A 13,981-nucleotide genomic window follows, 5' to 3' on the forward strand; every position below is an offset into this window, starting at 1 on the left:
TGAGTGGAGGGAACTTCCTTCGGCCCCGCAGCGGGGCCCCTGCGGTAGGACTGATCAGCCGTCGCCCTGGCCGGGCGTGCGTACGACCGCCTCCGGCCGGGCGGCGTCCCCCCGTGGGTCCGGCCCGCGTCCGGGAGCGGCCGGCGCCCCGACCCCGAGCCGTTCCACCCCGGCGTCCGGAGCGGCGCCCCGGTCCCCCTCGCGCGGCGCGCCCAGTGCTCCGGCGTAGACCGAGAGCAACCGCTCCGCGCTCCGCGCGATGTCGTACCGCCGCACCACGGGCGGCGCCGGCAACCGGCCGGACCCCGCCTCCATGTGTCCGCGCAGCGCGGCGACGAGCTCCTCCGTCCCGGTGCCGATCCGCCGCGCCCCGGGCGCCTGCGTCGCGGGCAGGTCGTCGATGGCGGGGCAGGTGACGTGCAGGACGGGCAGTCCGGCGGCGAGCGCCTCGACGACCGCGAGCCCGAAGGCCTCCTCCCGCGACGGGGACACGAAGACGTCCATGGCGGCCAGCAGGGCGGGGATGCCGGGCGTCCGCCCGTCCGCGCTGTCGCCGAGCGGGTCCCGTTCCCCGAGCAGGTGGATCCGGCTCTGTGCACCGAGGTCTGCGGCGAGCCGCCGCAGCGCGGCCCGCTCGGGCCCGTCGCCGGCCAGCAGCAGGTGGGCCCCGGGCAGGGCGGCCACGGCCCGTACGAGCACGTCGAACCGCTTGCCCGGCACGAGCCGGCCGACCCCGCCCACCACGAAGGCCCGTTCCGGGAGCCCGGCCCGGGCCCGCGTGGTCCTGCGCACGCCTTCGTCGAAACGGAAGCGGAAGGCCTCGATCCCGTTCGGTACGACGTGGATGCGCGCGGCCGGCACCCCCCAGCCCTCCAGCCGTGTCGCCACGGTGTCGGAGACGGCCACCGTCGCCGCGCCGAGGCGTTCACCGGTCAGGTACAGGGCCCGGACCCCGCGCGAGAGCCGCCGTCCCTCGATCTCGTTCCCGCCGAGGGAGTGTTCGGTGGCCACGGTCGTGCGCACGCCCGCGAGCCGGGCCGCGAGCCGCCCGTACAGGCAGGCCCGGTACAGGTGGGTGTGGACCAGGTCGTAGCGCTCGCGCCGGATGAAGCGCACCATCCGGGGCAGCGCGCCGAGGTCCCGGTTGCCGTTCATCCCGAGGTGGACGACCCGTACCCCGTCGGCCCGCAGCCCCTCGGCCACCGGGCCGGGGTTGGTCAGGGTCAGCACGTCGCACCGCATGGGCATGTGGCGCAGCAGCAGGCGCAGTTGCTGCTCGGCCCCGCCGACGCCCAGGCCGGTGATGACGTGCAGCACCTTGAGCGACTTCATCCCGTCCGTCGCGTTCATCGCGCCGCCACCCCCCTGCGCAGTTCCCGCATCCGGTGCCGCAGCCGCTTGATCCGCAGCCGTGCCCCGCCGTCGGCCTGGCTGACGTGCGTGCGGGGCAGGGCGTACGGGCCGGCGAGCCGGCCGGGGTCGATGGCGCACGCGTAGCCGTACCCGGCGGCCCGGGTGGCGTCCACGACCCGCGCGTCGAGGTGTCCGTACGGGTAGCAGAACCCCTCGGGCAGCGTCCCGGTCAACTCCCGCAGCAGGTCGCGGCTGCCGCGCAGTTCCTGCCGGAGCACGTCGTCGGGGGTGGCGGTGAGGTCCTGGTGGAGCAGCCCGTGCGAGCCGATCTCCTGCCCGGCGGCAGCGACCTCGCGGATGCCCTCGGCGGTGAGCAGGGACTTGCGGGGGCCCAGCGGATCCCACACGTTGTCCACCCCGAGCCGTCCCGGCAGCACGAACAGCGTGGAGGTGAAGTCGAGGCGCTCCAGCAGGGGCAGTGCCCGGGTGAGGAAGTCGGTGTACCCGTCGTCGAAGGTGAGTCCGACGAGCCCGGCTCCGCGCCCGGCCGCGCGGGCCCGGAGCAGTTCGCCCACGGACACCCCGCGCAGGCCCCGGGAGCGCAGCCAGAGCAGTTGGGCCTCCAGTGCGCGCGGGGTGACGGTGATGCCGTACGGGTCCTCGGCGGGGTCGGTGAACTCGGCGACCGAGTGGTACATGAGGACCCACGGCGATGCGGTCCGGCGGGCGGGAACCACCACGGCGGCGGGCTCCGTGTCGGTGTCAGCGGGCATTGCGGAACCTCTGGGTGAGCTGGGAGGTGAGCTGGGCGATCTGGGCGGGGAGCACGGTGACTTCCAGTGCCCGCATGGCCATTCCGGTGGCTCCGAACATGGCCGGGACCAGCAGGCAGCCGAGTGCGGCGCTGAGCATCGGGTCGGGGATCATCGGCCCGGCGATCCAGCCGGTGGCGCAGGCGGCGACGGCGGCGACGGCGAGGCGGCCGATGCTGACGGCGACGCGGCGGACCTGGATGGCGACGATCCGGGAGCCGAGTCCGGTGAGGAGCAGTGCGGCGGTGGTGGAGATGCCGGCGGCGTTGGCGGCGGCGATCCCGTAGGTCCCCCACCAGCCGACGGCAAAGGCTCCGAAGACGATGTTGACGAGCAGTCCGGCGCCCATCGCGAGCGCCGGGAACCAGGTGGGCCGGGCGGTCGAGAAGAAGGGCCGGGACAGCGCTCCGACGAGGCAGTGGCCGAGGAGCCCGAGGCCGTAGACCCGCATCACGGAGGCGGTGGCGAGGGTGTCCCGGTGGGTGAAGGCGCCGCGTTCGAAGAGGACCTGGATGATCTGGGGCGCGTACCCGATGACGAGGGCGGTGCCCATGAGGACGGCGAGGGAGGCCAGGGCCAGGTCCCGTTCGACGCGTCGCCGGGCCTTCTCGCGTTCGCCGCCGGCCATGGCCTGGGCGACAACCGGGAAGGTGACCGTGCAGATCATCAGGGACAGCACCATCGGCATCTGCGCGACCTTCTGCGCGTAGTTCAGGTGCGAGATGGCTCCGGACGGGAGGGAGGCGGCCAGGAACCGTTCGACCAGGACCTGGGACTGCCGGAAGACGGCGAAGAAGATGACGGGGGCGATCAGCCCGAAGGCGAGGAGCGTGGGCCGGTCCCGGTCGCGCCGGCTGCGCGGGGCGCCCTTGGCCCGGGACGGTCCGAAGCCCACGTTCCGGATGAACGCGGGCAGTTGGACGAGCACCATCAGCGCCCCGCCGAGGGCGACCCCGGCCGCGGCGGCCCGCACTCCCCACAGTGCGTGGAGGGCGACCATGGCGCCGATGATCCCGACGTTGTAGGAGACGTAGATCGCGGCGGGCGGCAGGAAGGATCTGTGGGCCCGCAGCGCGGCGCTGAAGTATCCGGCGATCCCGAAGGTGATCACGGTGAGGGCGGTCAGCCGGGTGCACTGGACGGCCAGGTCGGGATCGGGCAGTCCGGGCGCGAGCACGCCCACGACGAGCGGCGCGGCGACGATCAGTACGGAGGCCACCGCTGCCAGCAGCACCAGCAGCCGCGGCAGGGTCGCGGCCACGAGCAGGCGTACGGGGTCCTGCGCGCGGGCCTCCTTGCGGGTGAGCCCGGCGCGGTCGGCGGCCCGTCGGGCCAGGGCGTGGCTGAAGGCGGGCACCATCAGCAGCGCCATGGCGTCCTCGATGAGCAGCGTCGAGGCCATCTCGGGGACGGTCCAGGCGATGAGGAACGCGTCGCTGTCGTGCCCGGCGCCGAAGAGGTGGGCGATGGTCTGGTCGCGCACGAGTCCGAACACCGCCCCGGCGGCGGTGAGGCCGGCGGTGACGGCGGCGGCCTTGGCGAGGTACCGGCCCAGGGGGGCGGGTGCGCCGGGGTCGCCGGATCCGGATCCCCGCCCGGCGCGCGCACGGGCGGCGGCGGGGCCCTCGGATTCCGCGGCGGGCGCCCCCGCGACCGTGGGCCCGCCGGAGGCGATGACGCGCCCCCGGTCCCCGTGGGCGCCGGCGCCGCGGGCGGCGTCCGGTTCCGCCGGCCGCGGCGGACGGCCCGCGGTCGCGGCGAGGTCCGTCGCCGCGACCGCGGGCCGCCGGGGCGGGGTGCCCGTCACCGGCCGGCCGGCCACTGGGCGGCCGTCCGGCCCCCGGTCGCGAACCCGTCCTCCGGGTCGCCCCGGGAGGACAGCGCCCACCAGGCGGCGAATCCGATGATCACCCCGGTCAGGACGGTGGACGGCCCGCCGATGTCCGCGTAGAGGAAGTCGGTCAGTTGCCACGCCAGGAGCCCGACGGCGATCAGCCCGCAGTCCAGGGCCCCTCGGCGGGAGGCGCACCGGCGGACGCCCGCGACCAGCAGTGCCGCCCAGCCGCCGACGAGCGCGGTCAGTCCGATCAGACCCTGCTCGCTGAGCACGAGCAGGTACATGTTGTGGGGGGACAGCAGCGGTTGCTTGATGAAGGCCTGACCCGCGCCGGCGGTGTCGCTGCCCGCGGACAGGGCCAGGCCGGAGTGGCCGTCGCGGTTGGCCGGGAAGCCCTTGAGGCCGACGCCGGCCGCGGGCCGCTCGCGCCACATCGACTCGGCGGCGGCCCACATGGTGTAGCGGTCGGTGACCGATTGGTCGGGGGCGTCGGAGACCTGGGTGATCGAGGTCAGTCGTTCCGCGACCATCTCGGAGCCGACCCCGAGCCCGCCGACGAGCACCACGCCGAGCGCGACGAGCGCCGCCAGTACCTTGAGCGCCCGCCGGATCCCGGCGATCACCATGACGAGGACGGCGGCGGCGAGGGTGGCGATCCACGCGCCCCGACTGAAGGACAGCACCAACGGCAGGACCAGGGCGAGCGCGCAGCCGGCGGCCACCCTCCGGACCCGCCGGGGCAGTCCCGGCGCCAGTGCGACGGCGGTCGCGACGATCAGCCCGTACGCGACCACCGTGGCCATGCCCATGACGTCACCGGGGCCGAAGGTGCCCACGGCGCGGATGTCCTCGCCCTGGTACGAGGCGCCCGTGTGGGTCGCGAACTGCACGACGCCGACCGCTCCCTGAACCAGGGCCAGCACCACGAAGCAGGCGGCGGCCAGGCGGAACTCGCGGGCGTCCCGCACCAGCAGCACGATCGCCGCCGGGACCAGCACGAAGACCTGGAGGTAGCGCACGAACCCGGGCAGGGCAGCGTACGGGTCCCCCGCGGTGACGGTGGCCACCGCGAGCCCCACGGCGGGGAGCCCCAGGACGACCACCCCCAGCGGGGTCAGCGCCCGCACCCGGCCGCGCACCGCCTGGACGGCGCACACGAGGACGAGCAGCAGCGAGGCCGCGTCGGCGGGTCCGACCTTGCCCGAGGTGGTGGCGTCGCCCGCCGGCAGCGGGGCGAGGAGGAAGAGCACGGTCGCGGCGAGCGGCAGCAGCGGCCAGTGCCGGCGCAGCGGCCCACCGACGTCCGGGCGTACCCGGGGGCTCGATACGGCAAGGCTCATGCTCAGCTGCCCCCCAGCCGGAATCGGAAGAACCCGGCCGCGGTGCGGGCGAGGATCCACAGGTCCTGCCACAACGACCAGGTGTCGATGTAGTGGTTGTCGAAGCGGGCCCGGTCCTCGATGGAGGTGTCCCCGCGCAGTCCGTTGATCTGCGCGAGTCCGGTGATCCCGACGGGCATCCGGTGGCGGGCCTCGTATCCGGGGTGCACACTGCTGAACTTGGCGACGAAGAAGGGCCGCTCGGGGCGCGGACCGACCAGGCTCATGTCACCGCGCACGACGTTCCACAGCTGCGGCAGCTCGTCCAGCGAGGACTTGCGCAGGAAGGACCCGACCGGACTCATCCGACGGTCGCCCGCGACCGTCCACCGGGTGGCGGACTCGTGGGGATCGGCGCTCAGGGTGCGGAACTTCAGCAGGGTGAAGGGCCGTCCGTACAGCCCGACCCGCTCCTGCCGGAAGATCACACCTGGACCGTCGACGAGCCGTACGGCGAGGGCGCAGGCGGCCATCACGGGCGCCGCGAAGAGCAGGGCGAGCGCGGCGAGCGAGGAGTCGATGATCCGCTTCGCGTACCGCTCCACCGGCCGGGACGGGCGCGGCAGCAGCGGTTGCACGGCGTACCCCCACAGCTGGTCGGCGGGCTGCGCCACCCGCATGCCGGTGACCTTGGCGGTGCCGGCGGGGTCGGCGAGCCAGAGTCGGCAGCCGTGGTCGTGGAAGAGCCGGACCAGTGACGCGGTGCGCTCGTCGGCCTCCGGCGGGCGGGTGAAGACGGCGTGCCGGACGGAGTTCTGGATGACCGCGCGCCGGACGTCCTCGTGGGTGGCGAGCACCGGCAGGGTGGCGTGCTCCCCGTCCCCGGAGCCGGTGTCGGCGATCCCCACGGGCCGCAGTCCGTACTCGGGCCGGCCGTGGAGGGCGGTGGCGACCGCCCCGACGCCCGCGCCGGGACCGACGACGAGCGCGGAGGCGGGCGAGCGCAGCGCGGCACGCCGGTGGATCCGGTTCACGAGGCCGCGGCCCGCGCAGGCCAGGAGGATCTGGAGGCCGACGGTGCCGAGCAGCACGCTCCAGCCCATGGCCTGTCGGGGGTGGAAGGCGGCCAGGACGGCGGCGGCCCCGCACCACAGGACGACGGCCCGACCGGCGAGCGCGGGCAGTTCGAACAGCGCGGAGGGCGCGAGCCTCGGCCGGTACAGCCCGGCCTGCGCGTGCAGCGCGAGGAGCAGGATCGCGAGGGGCAGGGCGGCCTCTGTTGGAAGGCCCGGTCCGGGTACGGCCGAAACGGTGAGCGCGGCGGCCAGCGCGTCGGAGGCCACCAATGGCACGACCCGGTCGCGGGGGCGGACGCGCCTCGGCCGGACGGCGGTCCTGGCCGGTTCGACCTGGGGCCCGCGCGGGGGGTGGATGGCGGTCACGGAACGGCGGGCTGGGGTGTGGGGCGCGGGCGCGAAGGCGCTGCTCCCGGCGGGCCCCGTGCCGCCCTGCCCGGTGTGCCGGGCGGGTGCGCTGTCCATCGTCATCGGCTGATGCGCTCCTGGTTCAAGGGCCGGGGCCTGCCCAGCAGTTCGTGGTACAGGCCGGTGACCGCGTCCGTGGTCCGCCGTACGTCGAAGTCGGTCCGGGCGTGCTCCCGGGCCCGCTCCCCGAGTTCGGCGAGCAGCCGCGGTTCGACCAACAGCCCGGAAAGGGCCTTGGCCAGTGCCGTCGGGTCCTCCGGCGGCACCAGGCACCGTCGCCCCTGGCCGGGCGGCAGACTTTCCCGGGCACCGCTGACGTCGGAGACCAGGACCGGGCGACCGCAGGCCATGGCTTCGAGCGGGGCGAGCGCCATGCCTTCCCACCGCGACGGCAGTACAACGAGATCGGCAGCCCGAAGCCACGGTCGGATGTCGGAGGCGGCCCCCGCGAAGAGGACGCCCGGCGGGGCTCCCAGGCGCAGCCGTTCGGTGTCGGGGCCGTCCCCGACGAGGGCCAGTCGGGCGCCCGGGACGGTCGCCGACACCTGCGGCCAGGCCTTGAGCAGGATGTCCTGGCCCTTCTGCGGGCAGAGCCGGCCGACGCACACGACGAGCGGCGCGTCGCCCCGGAACTCGGCGGGCAGCGGGAGTTCGGCGCGGGCGGCGGCCCGGTCCAGGTCGCGGTCCGCGGCGCCGGGCCGGAAGTGGTCGGTGTCCACGCCGTTGCGGATGACCGCCCAGCGGGCGGTGATCCCCTCGGACTCGCCGGCCCGGCGTTCCGCCTCGCTGACGCAGAGCACCCGGTCGGCCCACCGGGCGCCGAACCGCTCCCAGCGCAGCGCGAGCGCGGCGGTGGCCCCGCCCACGGCGTCGAAGGACCACGCGTGCGGTTGGAACACGGTCGCCACGGTGCCGCGCGCGGCCAGCCTCCCGACCAACCCGGCCTTGGCGCTGTGGGCGTGCAGCAGATCGGGGCGGACGCGGCGGATCAGCCGTGCGGCGCCGAGCACCTCGGCGGGCAGCCCCGGCCCGGGTGATCGCCAGGCGCGCCAGGTGAGGACCTCGGCGCCGGCGTCGTGCGCGTCGTCGCCGAGCCGGCCGCCGCGCGGGCAGCCGACGACGACGCGCAACCCGGCGGCGGCCTGCGCCCGGACCAGGTCGGTGACGACCCGGGCGACTCCGCCGTCCACGGGTTGGACGAGATGGAGGACGGTACGGAGTACCGCTGGGGACGATTCTGCTGTCGAACGGTTGGTCGACACGTGGAGTGATCTCCTACGTTCAGCGGCGCGCATCTGTCTGAACGAAGAGCACACCGAGGAATTGGCCCTGACTTTCGCCCGTGAACTTGAAACTCAGGCTGCGGGCACCACCGGACAGGGCGGGACCGAGATCGAACACGTCCGCGTCATATCCGAGGGTATTCATATGTTCGGGCTGTCGCACGAACGAGGAACGTCCGAATTCCGTGATCGTGGAATTCATAACATCATTAAAAGGATTTTCTGAATCACTGAGGCTCACGCGCCGACCGCTGTCCGCCGTCACCGTCAGTGAGTCCCCGAGGACCCCCCGGTCCCCGTCGTAGGCGACCACCCCGGCCTTGCCGGCGGACCCGGCCGGCGCATCCAGCCCGGCGACCTCCACCGTCCGACCGGCGGCCTCGCCGACCCCCGGGAGCAGCCCGTCGAACCCGTCGTGGACGGAGACCCGGTGCAGCGGCTCCCGCGGGTGCTCGTAGGCGACGACCAGCGTCCAGCCACCCCAGGCCCCCACCGCCGAATGCCCCATCGCGATGTTGAGCTGGGCCACCGTCCACATCCCCGCGCCACCCTTGCGGACCAGCGGGGTCACGTCGGCCGAGGCCTGGTAGGCGTCACTGCCGGCGTCGCTCCGGTGCCCGATGACGGTGTCCGCCAGGACTTCCTTGTACGCGCCGCCCGGCTCGGCGACCAGCACGCGACCGTTGTCCTCCGGCGGCTTCTGCTCGCCCACCCGCAGGTTCCCGCCCCAGTAGAGCCGGGCGTACGCGACCTTCGCGCCCTGCGGGACCTTGAGCTCGGCCCGGGTGGAGTTGTAGGTGTCGGGGTCCTTGTCGACCTCGCTGTAGAACATCTCGTAGTCGCTGTTGACCCCCGCGGCGCCGCGCTGCACCTCGGCACACGGTTCGGCCTGCCGGTTCTCCTGCTCGCGACAGCTGATCCCGGAGTTCGAGGCCCGGACCAGCCCGCCGTGCAGCACGGCCTGGTAACGCTGCGTGAAGGGGATCCGGGCCTGCTCCTTGACCGTGACGTCGGAGAAACGGGGACCGGCGAGGACGGTCGCACCGGCCACCGGAACGTTCGTGGAAAGCGTGAGGCAGGACAGCAGACCGAGCGCGCCGAGGATTCTGCGGGAGGAACCCATGACCCTGTCTCCATTTTCGATCAAGGGGACAAAACAGGAGTGAACTTTGTCAGAAATCAGGCGGGAAATCACGCCGGACTCGCTCGTACGGCCTTTTGGGCGATAACACGCACCCTCAAAGTGGGCGGGTCGTTATGGGGGTTGCTCCACCGCTCGGAACCGAAAGGAAAAACCGGGGTCCGGAAGGGAACCGGCAGCACCGGGGACGACGCCCCGGCGAGCGGCCCCACGCGCGGCACCACCCCTCGCCCGGCACCACCGGCGTCAACGCCCGACGTCAACCGCGGCGCCCGAAACTTCGGCATCCGAGTGAAGACACGCAACCCGAGCCGGGGCGGCACCGTTGATCCGGGTGCTCCAGTACCGGGCAATCCTGCAAAAAAGGGACGACAATGATCAAGAAGCTTGTAGCCGGCGCAGCGGTTGCCGCCTCCGTCGTGGGCCTGGGTGCCGCGATGGCCCCGTCGGCCATGGCCATCGGCAACGACGGCGGCATCAACACCGCCAACGGCAACAACTCGGCGCAGATCTACGGCAACCAGGCCACGTACGGCAACATGAGCCCGCAGATGGCGCTCATCCAGGGCTCCTTCAACAAGCCCTGCATCGCCCTGCCGGCCAAGGCCAACGTGCAGTCGGTGCTGGCCCTGGTCAACGTCGGTGTCCAGGACATCCCGGTCCTGTCCAGCCCGCAGAACCAGCAGTGCACCGAGAACTCCACCCAGGCCAAGGGCGACGAGGCCCTGTCGCACATCCTCAGCAACATCCCGGTCCTCTCCGGCAACGCCTCCGCCGGCAGCTGACCGCCGCCCCGTACGTGGGCATTCCCCCGGCCGGGTCCGGGGAACGAGGCCGTCGCACCCTTCGGGTCGCGGCGGCCTCGCCGCGTGTGAGGGCACTCGCATCGGCATGAACGGCCGGAAATGCGTCCCACGAATTCCGCACCCTGCACGACTTTCGACGAGCGGGCGCCGGAGTGAAATGCGGAACGGCCCGGGAAAATTCGCGGTTTCTTTTGTCGGACCCGCTCGTTGTTATTTGTGCAGCGGATACGCCTCTGCGGGAAGGATCGAAAACAAATGACGTACAAGAAGGCACTGGTGCTGGCCGCCGGCGTGCTGATGGCCGCCGGTGCCGCCTCCCCCGCCATGGCCGACTCGGCCGCCGAGGGCCAGGCCATCGGCTCCCCCGGTGTCGCCTCCGGGAACCTGATCCAGGTTCCGGTGCACGTCCCGGTCAACGTCTGCGGCAACACCGTCAACGTGATCGCCCTGCTGAACCCCGCGTTCGGCAACACCTGCGTCAACGCCTGACGAAGCGTCTGCGCCCGCGAGGGCGAACCTCCTCGGGGTGGCCTCGGAGTGCACGGCGGTGCACTCCGGGGCCTCCTTCGATCCAGCACCGGCCACCGTGCCGGTAGACAGGGAAGGACCCATGCGACAGGTACTGAGCCGAAAGGTGCTGGGCAAGGGGATGCTCACGGCGGCGGCCGCCTCCAGCCTGCTGTCGATCGCGACCGGCGCGGCCCACGCGCATCCCGGGGCGATGGCCGAGGCCTCGCACTCACCGGGGGTGCTGTCCGGCAACAGCGTCTCGGTACCGATCACCTTCGCACCGAACGTGTGCGGCAACAGCGTGGACGGGGGTGCCGCACTCAACCCCTCGATGGGCAACACCTGCGCCACCACCACCGGCTCCGACGCCGCCCACGACTACGAGCGCCACCTCAGCCCCGAACACGCCGCGATGTTCGAGCGCTACCTCGACGAACGTCAGGGCGGCCGGCACGCGATGCCGCAGCAGCGGGACGAGGAACCCCGCAGGCAGGCACCCCGACACGCGGCCCCGAAGCACGCGGCACCACGGCACGCGGCGCCCCGCCACGAGGAGGCCCGCCACCAGGGCCCCCGCCACCAGGGCGGCCACGGGAGCGTGGAGGAGGAGTGCGACGACCACCCGCCGGTCGGCCCCCCGAACCCCGAGCCGCGCCCGCAGGCGGAGCACCCGACCGGCCCGGCGCCCCACCCGGCGCCCCCGGCCCCGAGGCCGCTGCCGCACCCGCACCCGCTGCCCGGGCCCGTCGCGGAGCACCCGGCCCCGAAGCCGCTGCCCAAGCCGGTTCCGATGCCCGAGACGGCCGCCCCGGTGCAGGAGGCGCCCAAGACGCTCCCGGCGCCCGAGCCCGAGTGGGAGCAGCCCAAGACGCTCCCCGCGCCCACCTCGGGTCCGTCGTTCGAGGACGAGGTCACCGGGCCGCCGCGCGGCAGCATGCCCGTGACGCACCCGGCCCCCGCGCCCGCGCCGGAGGTCGTACGCCCCGCGGACCAGCCGCCGGCCGCTCCCGCAGGCGACCTCCCCGTCCACCTGCCGCCGGTACCGGCGCCCGCGCCGTCCCCCGCGCCGGTCACCGCTCAGGCCCCCGCCCTCCCGACGATGGTGGCCGTCCCCGCGCCGGCCGCGGTACGGGAACTCGCGGCCACCGGAGCGGGTCAACAGGCCGCCGCGGCGGCCCTCGCCACGGCTCTGACCCTGGGCGGCGCCATTCTGTACCGAAGGTCCCGTATCGCCTGATCGACAACACCGGTAATCAGAAGAAATAACGGCCGGAGAATCCCTGGTGGATTGTCCGGCCGTTGCCGCGTTCGCTCGCGCGTTTCCGTATCGGCAGGGAATCGTTAGCCAGGTCGAAAGCGGCGCGACGGTCGCCGCTGGAAAAGGATTTCGATAATGAAGTTCACGAAGGCCGCCGCTGTCGTCGCCGGTTCCCTGGCCCTCCTCGGCGCCGCGTCTCCCTCCTTCGCCGCCGGGACCCCGGCCGCGGCGCCCCCCATGAGCCTGACCGGGGGACTGAGTGACGCGCTGACGGCCACCACCGGCGCCACCGAGAACCTTCCCAACGAGGCGCTGGCCGAGCAGGGCGACAGCCTGGGCAAGGTCGTCGGCACCGTGCAGACGGTCAACAAGGCCCGCAACGACCTGCCGGGCGAGACCCTCAAGCTCGCGAACGGTGCCACCCAGGCCTCCCCGCTGCTCGGCGGCGTTGACCTCAACGGCGGTCGCTGAATCCGACCGGACGGGACATGACCGTGGGCGCCACCGGCGAGGCCGGGGCGCCCACAGTCATGAGGTCGACTGACGTCAGTCGTTGACGCAGACGTTGCCGAACGCGGGGTTCAGCAGGCCGATGACGTCGACCGAGTTGCCGCAGACATTGACCGGGATGTGGACCGGCACCTGGGCCAGGTTGCCCGAGAGGACACCGGGGGAACCCACGGCCGCGCCCTCGGCCGAGGAGTCGGCGGAAGCGGCGCCCGCGGCACCGGCCACAGCGAGACCAGCGGAGGCCAGGGCCACGGCGGCCTTCTTGGCAGCAGAGTTCATGGGAAGTGCACCTTCTCTTCGACGTCCTGCCCCGATCCCGGGGCTCACACCGAGCGAAACGGTTCTGGTTCCCAAACGACACGGGTGGACACCGAATCAGACCTGTTCGGCTCAATGGTCGTCACCCCTGCGCCCTTCCGGGCCGCCCCGCGCCACCGCCACGAGGGCTACGGCACGTCGGGGATCTCCGGGATGTCGGGCACGAGGTTCACCGGCAGGGCGGGGACGGCGGGCACCGCGGGCAGGGCCGGCACCGCGGGCACGGCGGGGACGGCGGGAAGGGCGGGCACGGCCGGCACGGCGGGGATCTCCGGGAGCTTGGGGAGCTCCACCGGCACCTGCGGGACGGTCGGGATCTCCGGCAGCGTGGGCAGCGTGGGCAGTTGGATCGGCGGCAGCTTCACCCCGGCCGGCAACAGGCCCTCCAGGGACTTCAGCAGCCCCTCCAGCGTCGTGCGGAGCGTGGCGAGCAGATCGTCGATCGGCCCTGCGGCCGCGCGGGCCTCGATGCCTTCGATCTGTTCCTGTACCGCCTCCACGCGTCGCGTGAGAGCCGCGCCCGCGCCGCCGTCGGCGGCACTCGCGGGGGCGACCGCGCCGGACAGTATGGCGACCGCGAGGGCAGAGGGGACGAGGACGCGGGCGCGGAACGACTTCTTGCGGTGCATGAATCTTCCTTCTGGTGGTCGCACGAATGCGGACCCGAGCGATCCGCTTCCTTGCCCACCGTGCGAACACCTCGCACGCTCCGCAACCGGAACGCGGTCGCCGGCACGTCCCACTGAGGGCTGCGTACGGCCTTCGCGCACGCGTCCGGAGCCGTCTCACCCTGGCTGGGGAAAAGCGCGCCCCAAGCGGGCCGTTTGAGTGAAGCAGCGGAACCAACCCGGCACCGGGCAGTTGATCAGGACGCTCCACTAGCGGGCACTCGTGCGACAAAAGGACCAATCATGCTCAAGAAGATCATGACCGCCGCCGCGGTCTCCGCCGTTGCCATCGGCGCGGGCGCTGCCGCCGCGGCTCCGGCCATGGCCATCGGCAACGACAACGGGGTCAACACCGTCAACGGCAACGGTGCCTCGCAGATCTACGGCAACCAGAAGACCAGCGGCGACCTGAGCCCGCAGCTCGGCCTGGTCCAGGGCACCCTGAACAAGCCCTGCATCGGCCTGCCGGCCAAGGTCAACGCCCAGTCGCTGGTCGCCCTGCTCAACATCGGTGTTCAGGACGTCAACGTCCTGTCCAACCCGCAGAACCAGCAGTGCACCGAGAACTCCACCCAGGCCAAGGGCGACGAGCCGCTCTCCCACATCCTGGACAACATCCCGGTCCTGTCCGGCAACGCCTCCCTCGGCAGCTGACCTCCGCTCCCCCTCACGTCCGGGCCGT

The 13,981-nt window shown here is 73.1% G+C and carries 14 protein-coding genes; 5 read left to right on the top strand and 9 right to left on the bottom strand.

The window, feature by feature from the left end; genetic code table 11:
- Window positions 1–54 precede the first annotated feature (54 nt).
- The 7 genes from ACQEVM_RS31515 to ACQEVM_RS31545 form a co-directional block, all read right to left on the bottom strand.
- The gene (locus ACQEVM_RS31515) at window positions 55–1,350 is read right to left on the bottom strand and encodes a glycosyltransferase (protein WP_433084634.1); all 1,296 of its coding nucleotides are present in this window, start codon (window positions 1,348–1,350) and stop codon (window positions 55–57) included.
- Window positions 1,347–2,126, bottom strand: coding sequence for a polysaccharide deacetylase family protein (locus ACQEVM_RS31520; RefSeq protein WP_433084636.1), 780 nt, complete (start codon window positions 2,124–2,126; stop codon window positions 1,347–1,349). The genes ACQEVM_RS31515 and ACQEVM_RS31520 overlap by 4 nt, the downstream gene beginning before the upstream one ends.
- A complete protein-coding gene (gene murJ / locus ACQEVM_RS31525; protein ID WP_433084638.1) occupies window positions 2,116–3,972 on the bottom strand; it encodes a murein biosynthesis integral membrane protein MurJ in 1,857 nt (618 codons plus the stop codon). Before murJ ends, ACQEVM_RS31520 begins: the two co-directional genes overlap by 11 nt.
- The gene (locus ACQEVM_RS31530; protein WP_433084640.1) at window positions 3,969–5,342 is read right to left on the bottom strand and encodes an O-antigen ligase family protein; all 1,374 of its coding nucleotides are present in this window, start codon (window positions 5,340–5,342) and stop codon (window positions 3,969–3,971) included. The genes murJ and ACQEVM_RS31530 overlap by 4 nt, the downstream gene beginning before the upstream one ends.
- 2 nt (window positions 5,343–5,344) lie before the next feature.
- The gene (locus ACQEVM_RS31535; RefSeq protein WP_433084642.1) at window positions 5,345–6,868 is read right to left on the bottom strand and encodes a sugar transferase; all 1,524 of its coding nucleotides are present in this window, start codon (window positions 6,866–6,868) and stop codon (window positions 5,345–5,347) included.
- Window positions 6,865–7,995, bottom strand: a complete 1,131-nt coding sequence (locus ACQEVM_RS31540) for a glycosyltransferase (protein ID WP_433084644.1) — start codon at window positions 7,993–7,995, stop codon at window positions 6,865–6,867. Before ACQEVM_RS31540 ends, ACQEVM_RS31535 begins: the two co-directional genes overlap by 4 nt.
- Before the next feature lie 91 nt (window positions 7,996–8,086).
- A complete protein-coding gene (locus ACQEVM_RS31545) occupies window positions 8,087–9,283 on the bottom strand; it encodes a DUF3344 domain-containing protein (protein WP_433084646.1) in 1,197 nt (398 codons plus the stop codon).
- Between the two features lie 320 nt (window positions 9,284–9,603).
- On the opposite strand from ACQEVM_RS31545, the gene ACQEVM_RS31550 reads away from it, so the two are divergent.
- The 4 genes from ACQEVM_RS31550 (at window position 9,604) to ACQEVM_RS31565 (ending at window position 12,274) form a co-directional block, all read left to right on the top strand.
- A complete protein-coding gene (locus ACQEVM_RS31550; RefSeq protein ID WP_267827418.1) occupies window positions 9,604–10,014 on the top strand; it encodes a rodlin in 411 nt (136 codons plus the stop codon).
- Between the two features lie 276 nt (window positions 10,015–10,290).
- A complete protein-coding gene (locus tag ACQEVM_RS31555; RefSeq protein WP_433084648.1) occupies window positions 10,291–10,524 on the top strand; it encodes a chaplin in 234 nt (77 codons plus the stop codon).
- Between the two features lie 121 nt (window positions 10,525–10,645).
- The gene (locus ACQEVM_RS31560; RefSeq protein WP_433084650.1) at window positions 10,646–11,782 is read left to right on the top strand and encodes a chaplin family protein; all 1,137 of its coding nucleotides are present in this window, start codon (window positions 10,646–10,648) and stop codon (window positions 11,780–11,782) included.
- 156 nt (window positions 11,783–11,938) lie between these two features.
- A complete protein-coding gene (locus ACQEVM_RS31565) occupies window positions 11,939–12,274 on the top strand; it encodes a hypothetical protein (RefSeq protein ID WP_433084652.1) in 336 nt (111 codons plus the stop codon).
- A 75-nt stretch (window positions 12,275–12,349) separates the two neighbouring features.
- On the opposite strand, the gene ACQEVM_RS31570 is transcribed toward ACQEVM_RS31565, so the two are convergent.
- Together ACQEVM_RS31570 and ACQEVM_RS31575 are read right to left on the bottom strand one after the other, a co-directional pair.
- A complete protein-coding gene (locus ACQEVM_RS31570) occupies window positions 12,350–12,592 on the bottom strand; it encodes a chaplin (RefSeq protein WP_053679635.1) in 243 nt (80 codons plus the stop codon).
- A gap of 167 nt (window positions 12,593–12,759) precedes the next feature.
- Window positions 12,760–13,260: a hypothetical protein gene (locus tag ACQEVM_RS31575; RefSeq protein ID WP_433084654.1), complete on the bottom strand. Its 501-nt coding sequence runs from the start codon at window positions 13,258–13,260 to the stop codon at window positions 12,760–12,762.
- Window positions 13,261–13,542: 282 nt separating this feature from the next.
- Between ACQEVM_RS31575 and ACQEVM_RS31580 the strand changes: the two genes are divergently transcribed.
- Entirely contained in the window at window positions 13,543–13,953 is a 411-nt protein-coding gene (locus tag ACQEVM_RS31580; protein ID WP_433084656.1) for a rodlin, read from the top strand.
- The last annotated feature ends 28 nt before the right edge of the window (window positions 13,954–13,981 follow it).

This window comes from Streptomyces sp. CA-243310 (genome assembly GCF_050936775.1).
Lineage (GTDB): Bacteria > Actinomycetota > Actinomycetes > Streptomycetales > Streptomycetaceae > Streptomyces.

Coding starts and splice junctions, on each gene's coding strand:
- ACQEVM_RS31515 (WP_433084634.1), bottom strand. CDS start 1,350: ATGAACGCGACGGACGGGATGAAGTCGCTCAAGGTGCTGCACGTCATC.
- ACQEVM_RS31520 (WP_433084636.1), bottom strand. CDS start 2,126: ATGCCCGCTGACACCGACACGGAGCCCGCCGCCGTGGTGGTTCCCGCC.
- ACQEVM_RS31555 (WP_433084648.1), top strand. CDS start 10,291: ATGACGTACAAGAAGGCACTGGTGCTGGCCGCCGGCGTGCTGATGGCC.
- ACQEVM_RS31530 (WP_433084640.1), bottom strand. CDS start 5,342: ATGAGCCTTGCCGTATCGAGCCCCCGGGTACGCCCGGACGTCGGTGGG.
- ACQEVM_RS31565 (WP_433084652.1), top strand. CDS start 11,939: ATGAAGTTCACGAAGGCCGCCGCTGTCGTCGCCGGTTCCCTGGCCCTC.
- ACQEVM_RS31535 (WP_433084642.1), bottom strand. CDS start 6,868: ATGACGATGGACAGCGCACCCGCCCGGCACACCGGGCAGGGCGGCACG.
- ACQEVM_RS31580 (WP_433084656.1), top strand. CDS start 13,543: ATGCTCAAGAAGATCATGACCGCCGCCGCGGTCTCCGCCGTTGCCATC.
- ACQEVM_RS31575 (WP_433084654.1), bottom strand. CDS start 13,260: ATGCACCGCAAGAAGTCGTTCCGCGCCCGCGTCCTCGTCCCCTCTGCC.
- ACQEVM_RS31570 (WP_053679635.1), bottom strand. CDS start 12,592: ATGAACTCTGCTGCCAAGAAGGCCGCCGTGGCCCTGGCCTCCGCTGGT.
- ACQEVM_RS31560 (WP_433084650.1), top strand. CDS start 10,646: ATGCGACAGGTACTGAGCCGAAAGGTGCTGGGCAAGGGGATGCTCACG.
- ACQEVM_RS31550 (WP_267827418.1), top strand. CDS start 9,604: ATGATCAAGAAGCTTGTAGCCGGCGCAGCGGTTGCCGCCTCCGTCGTG.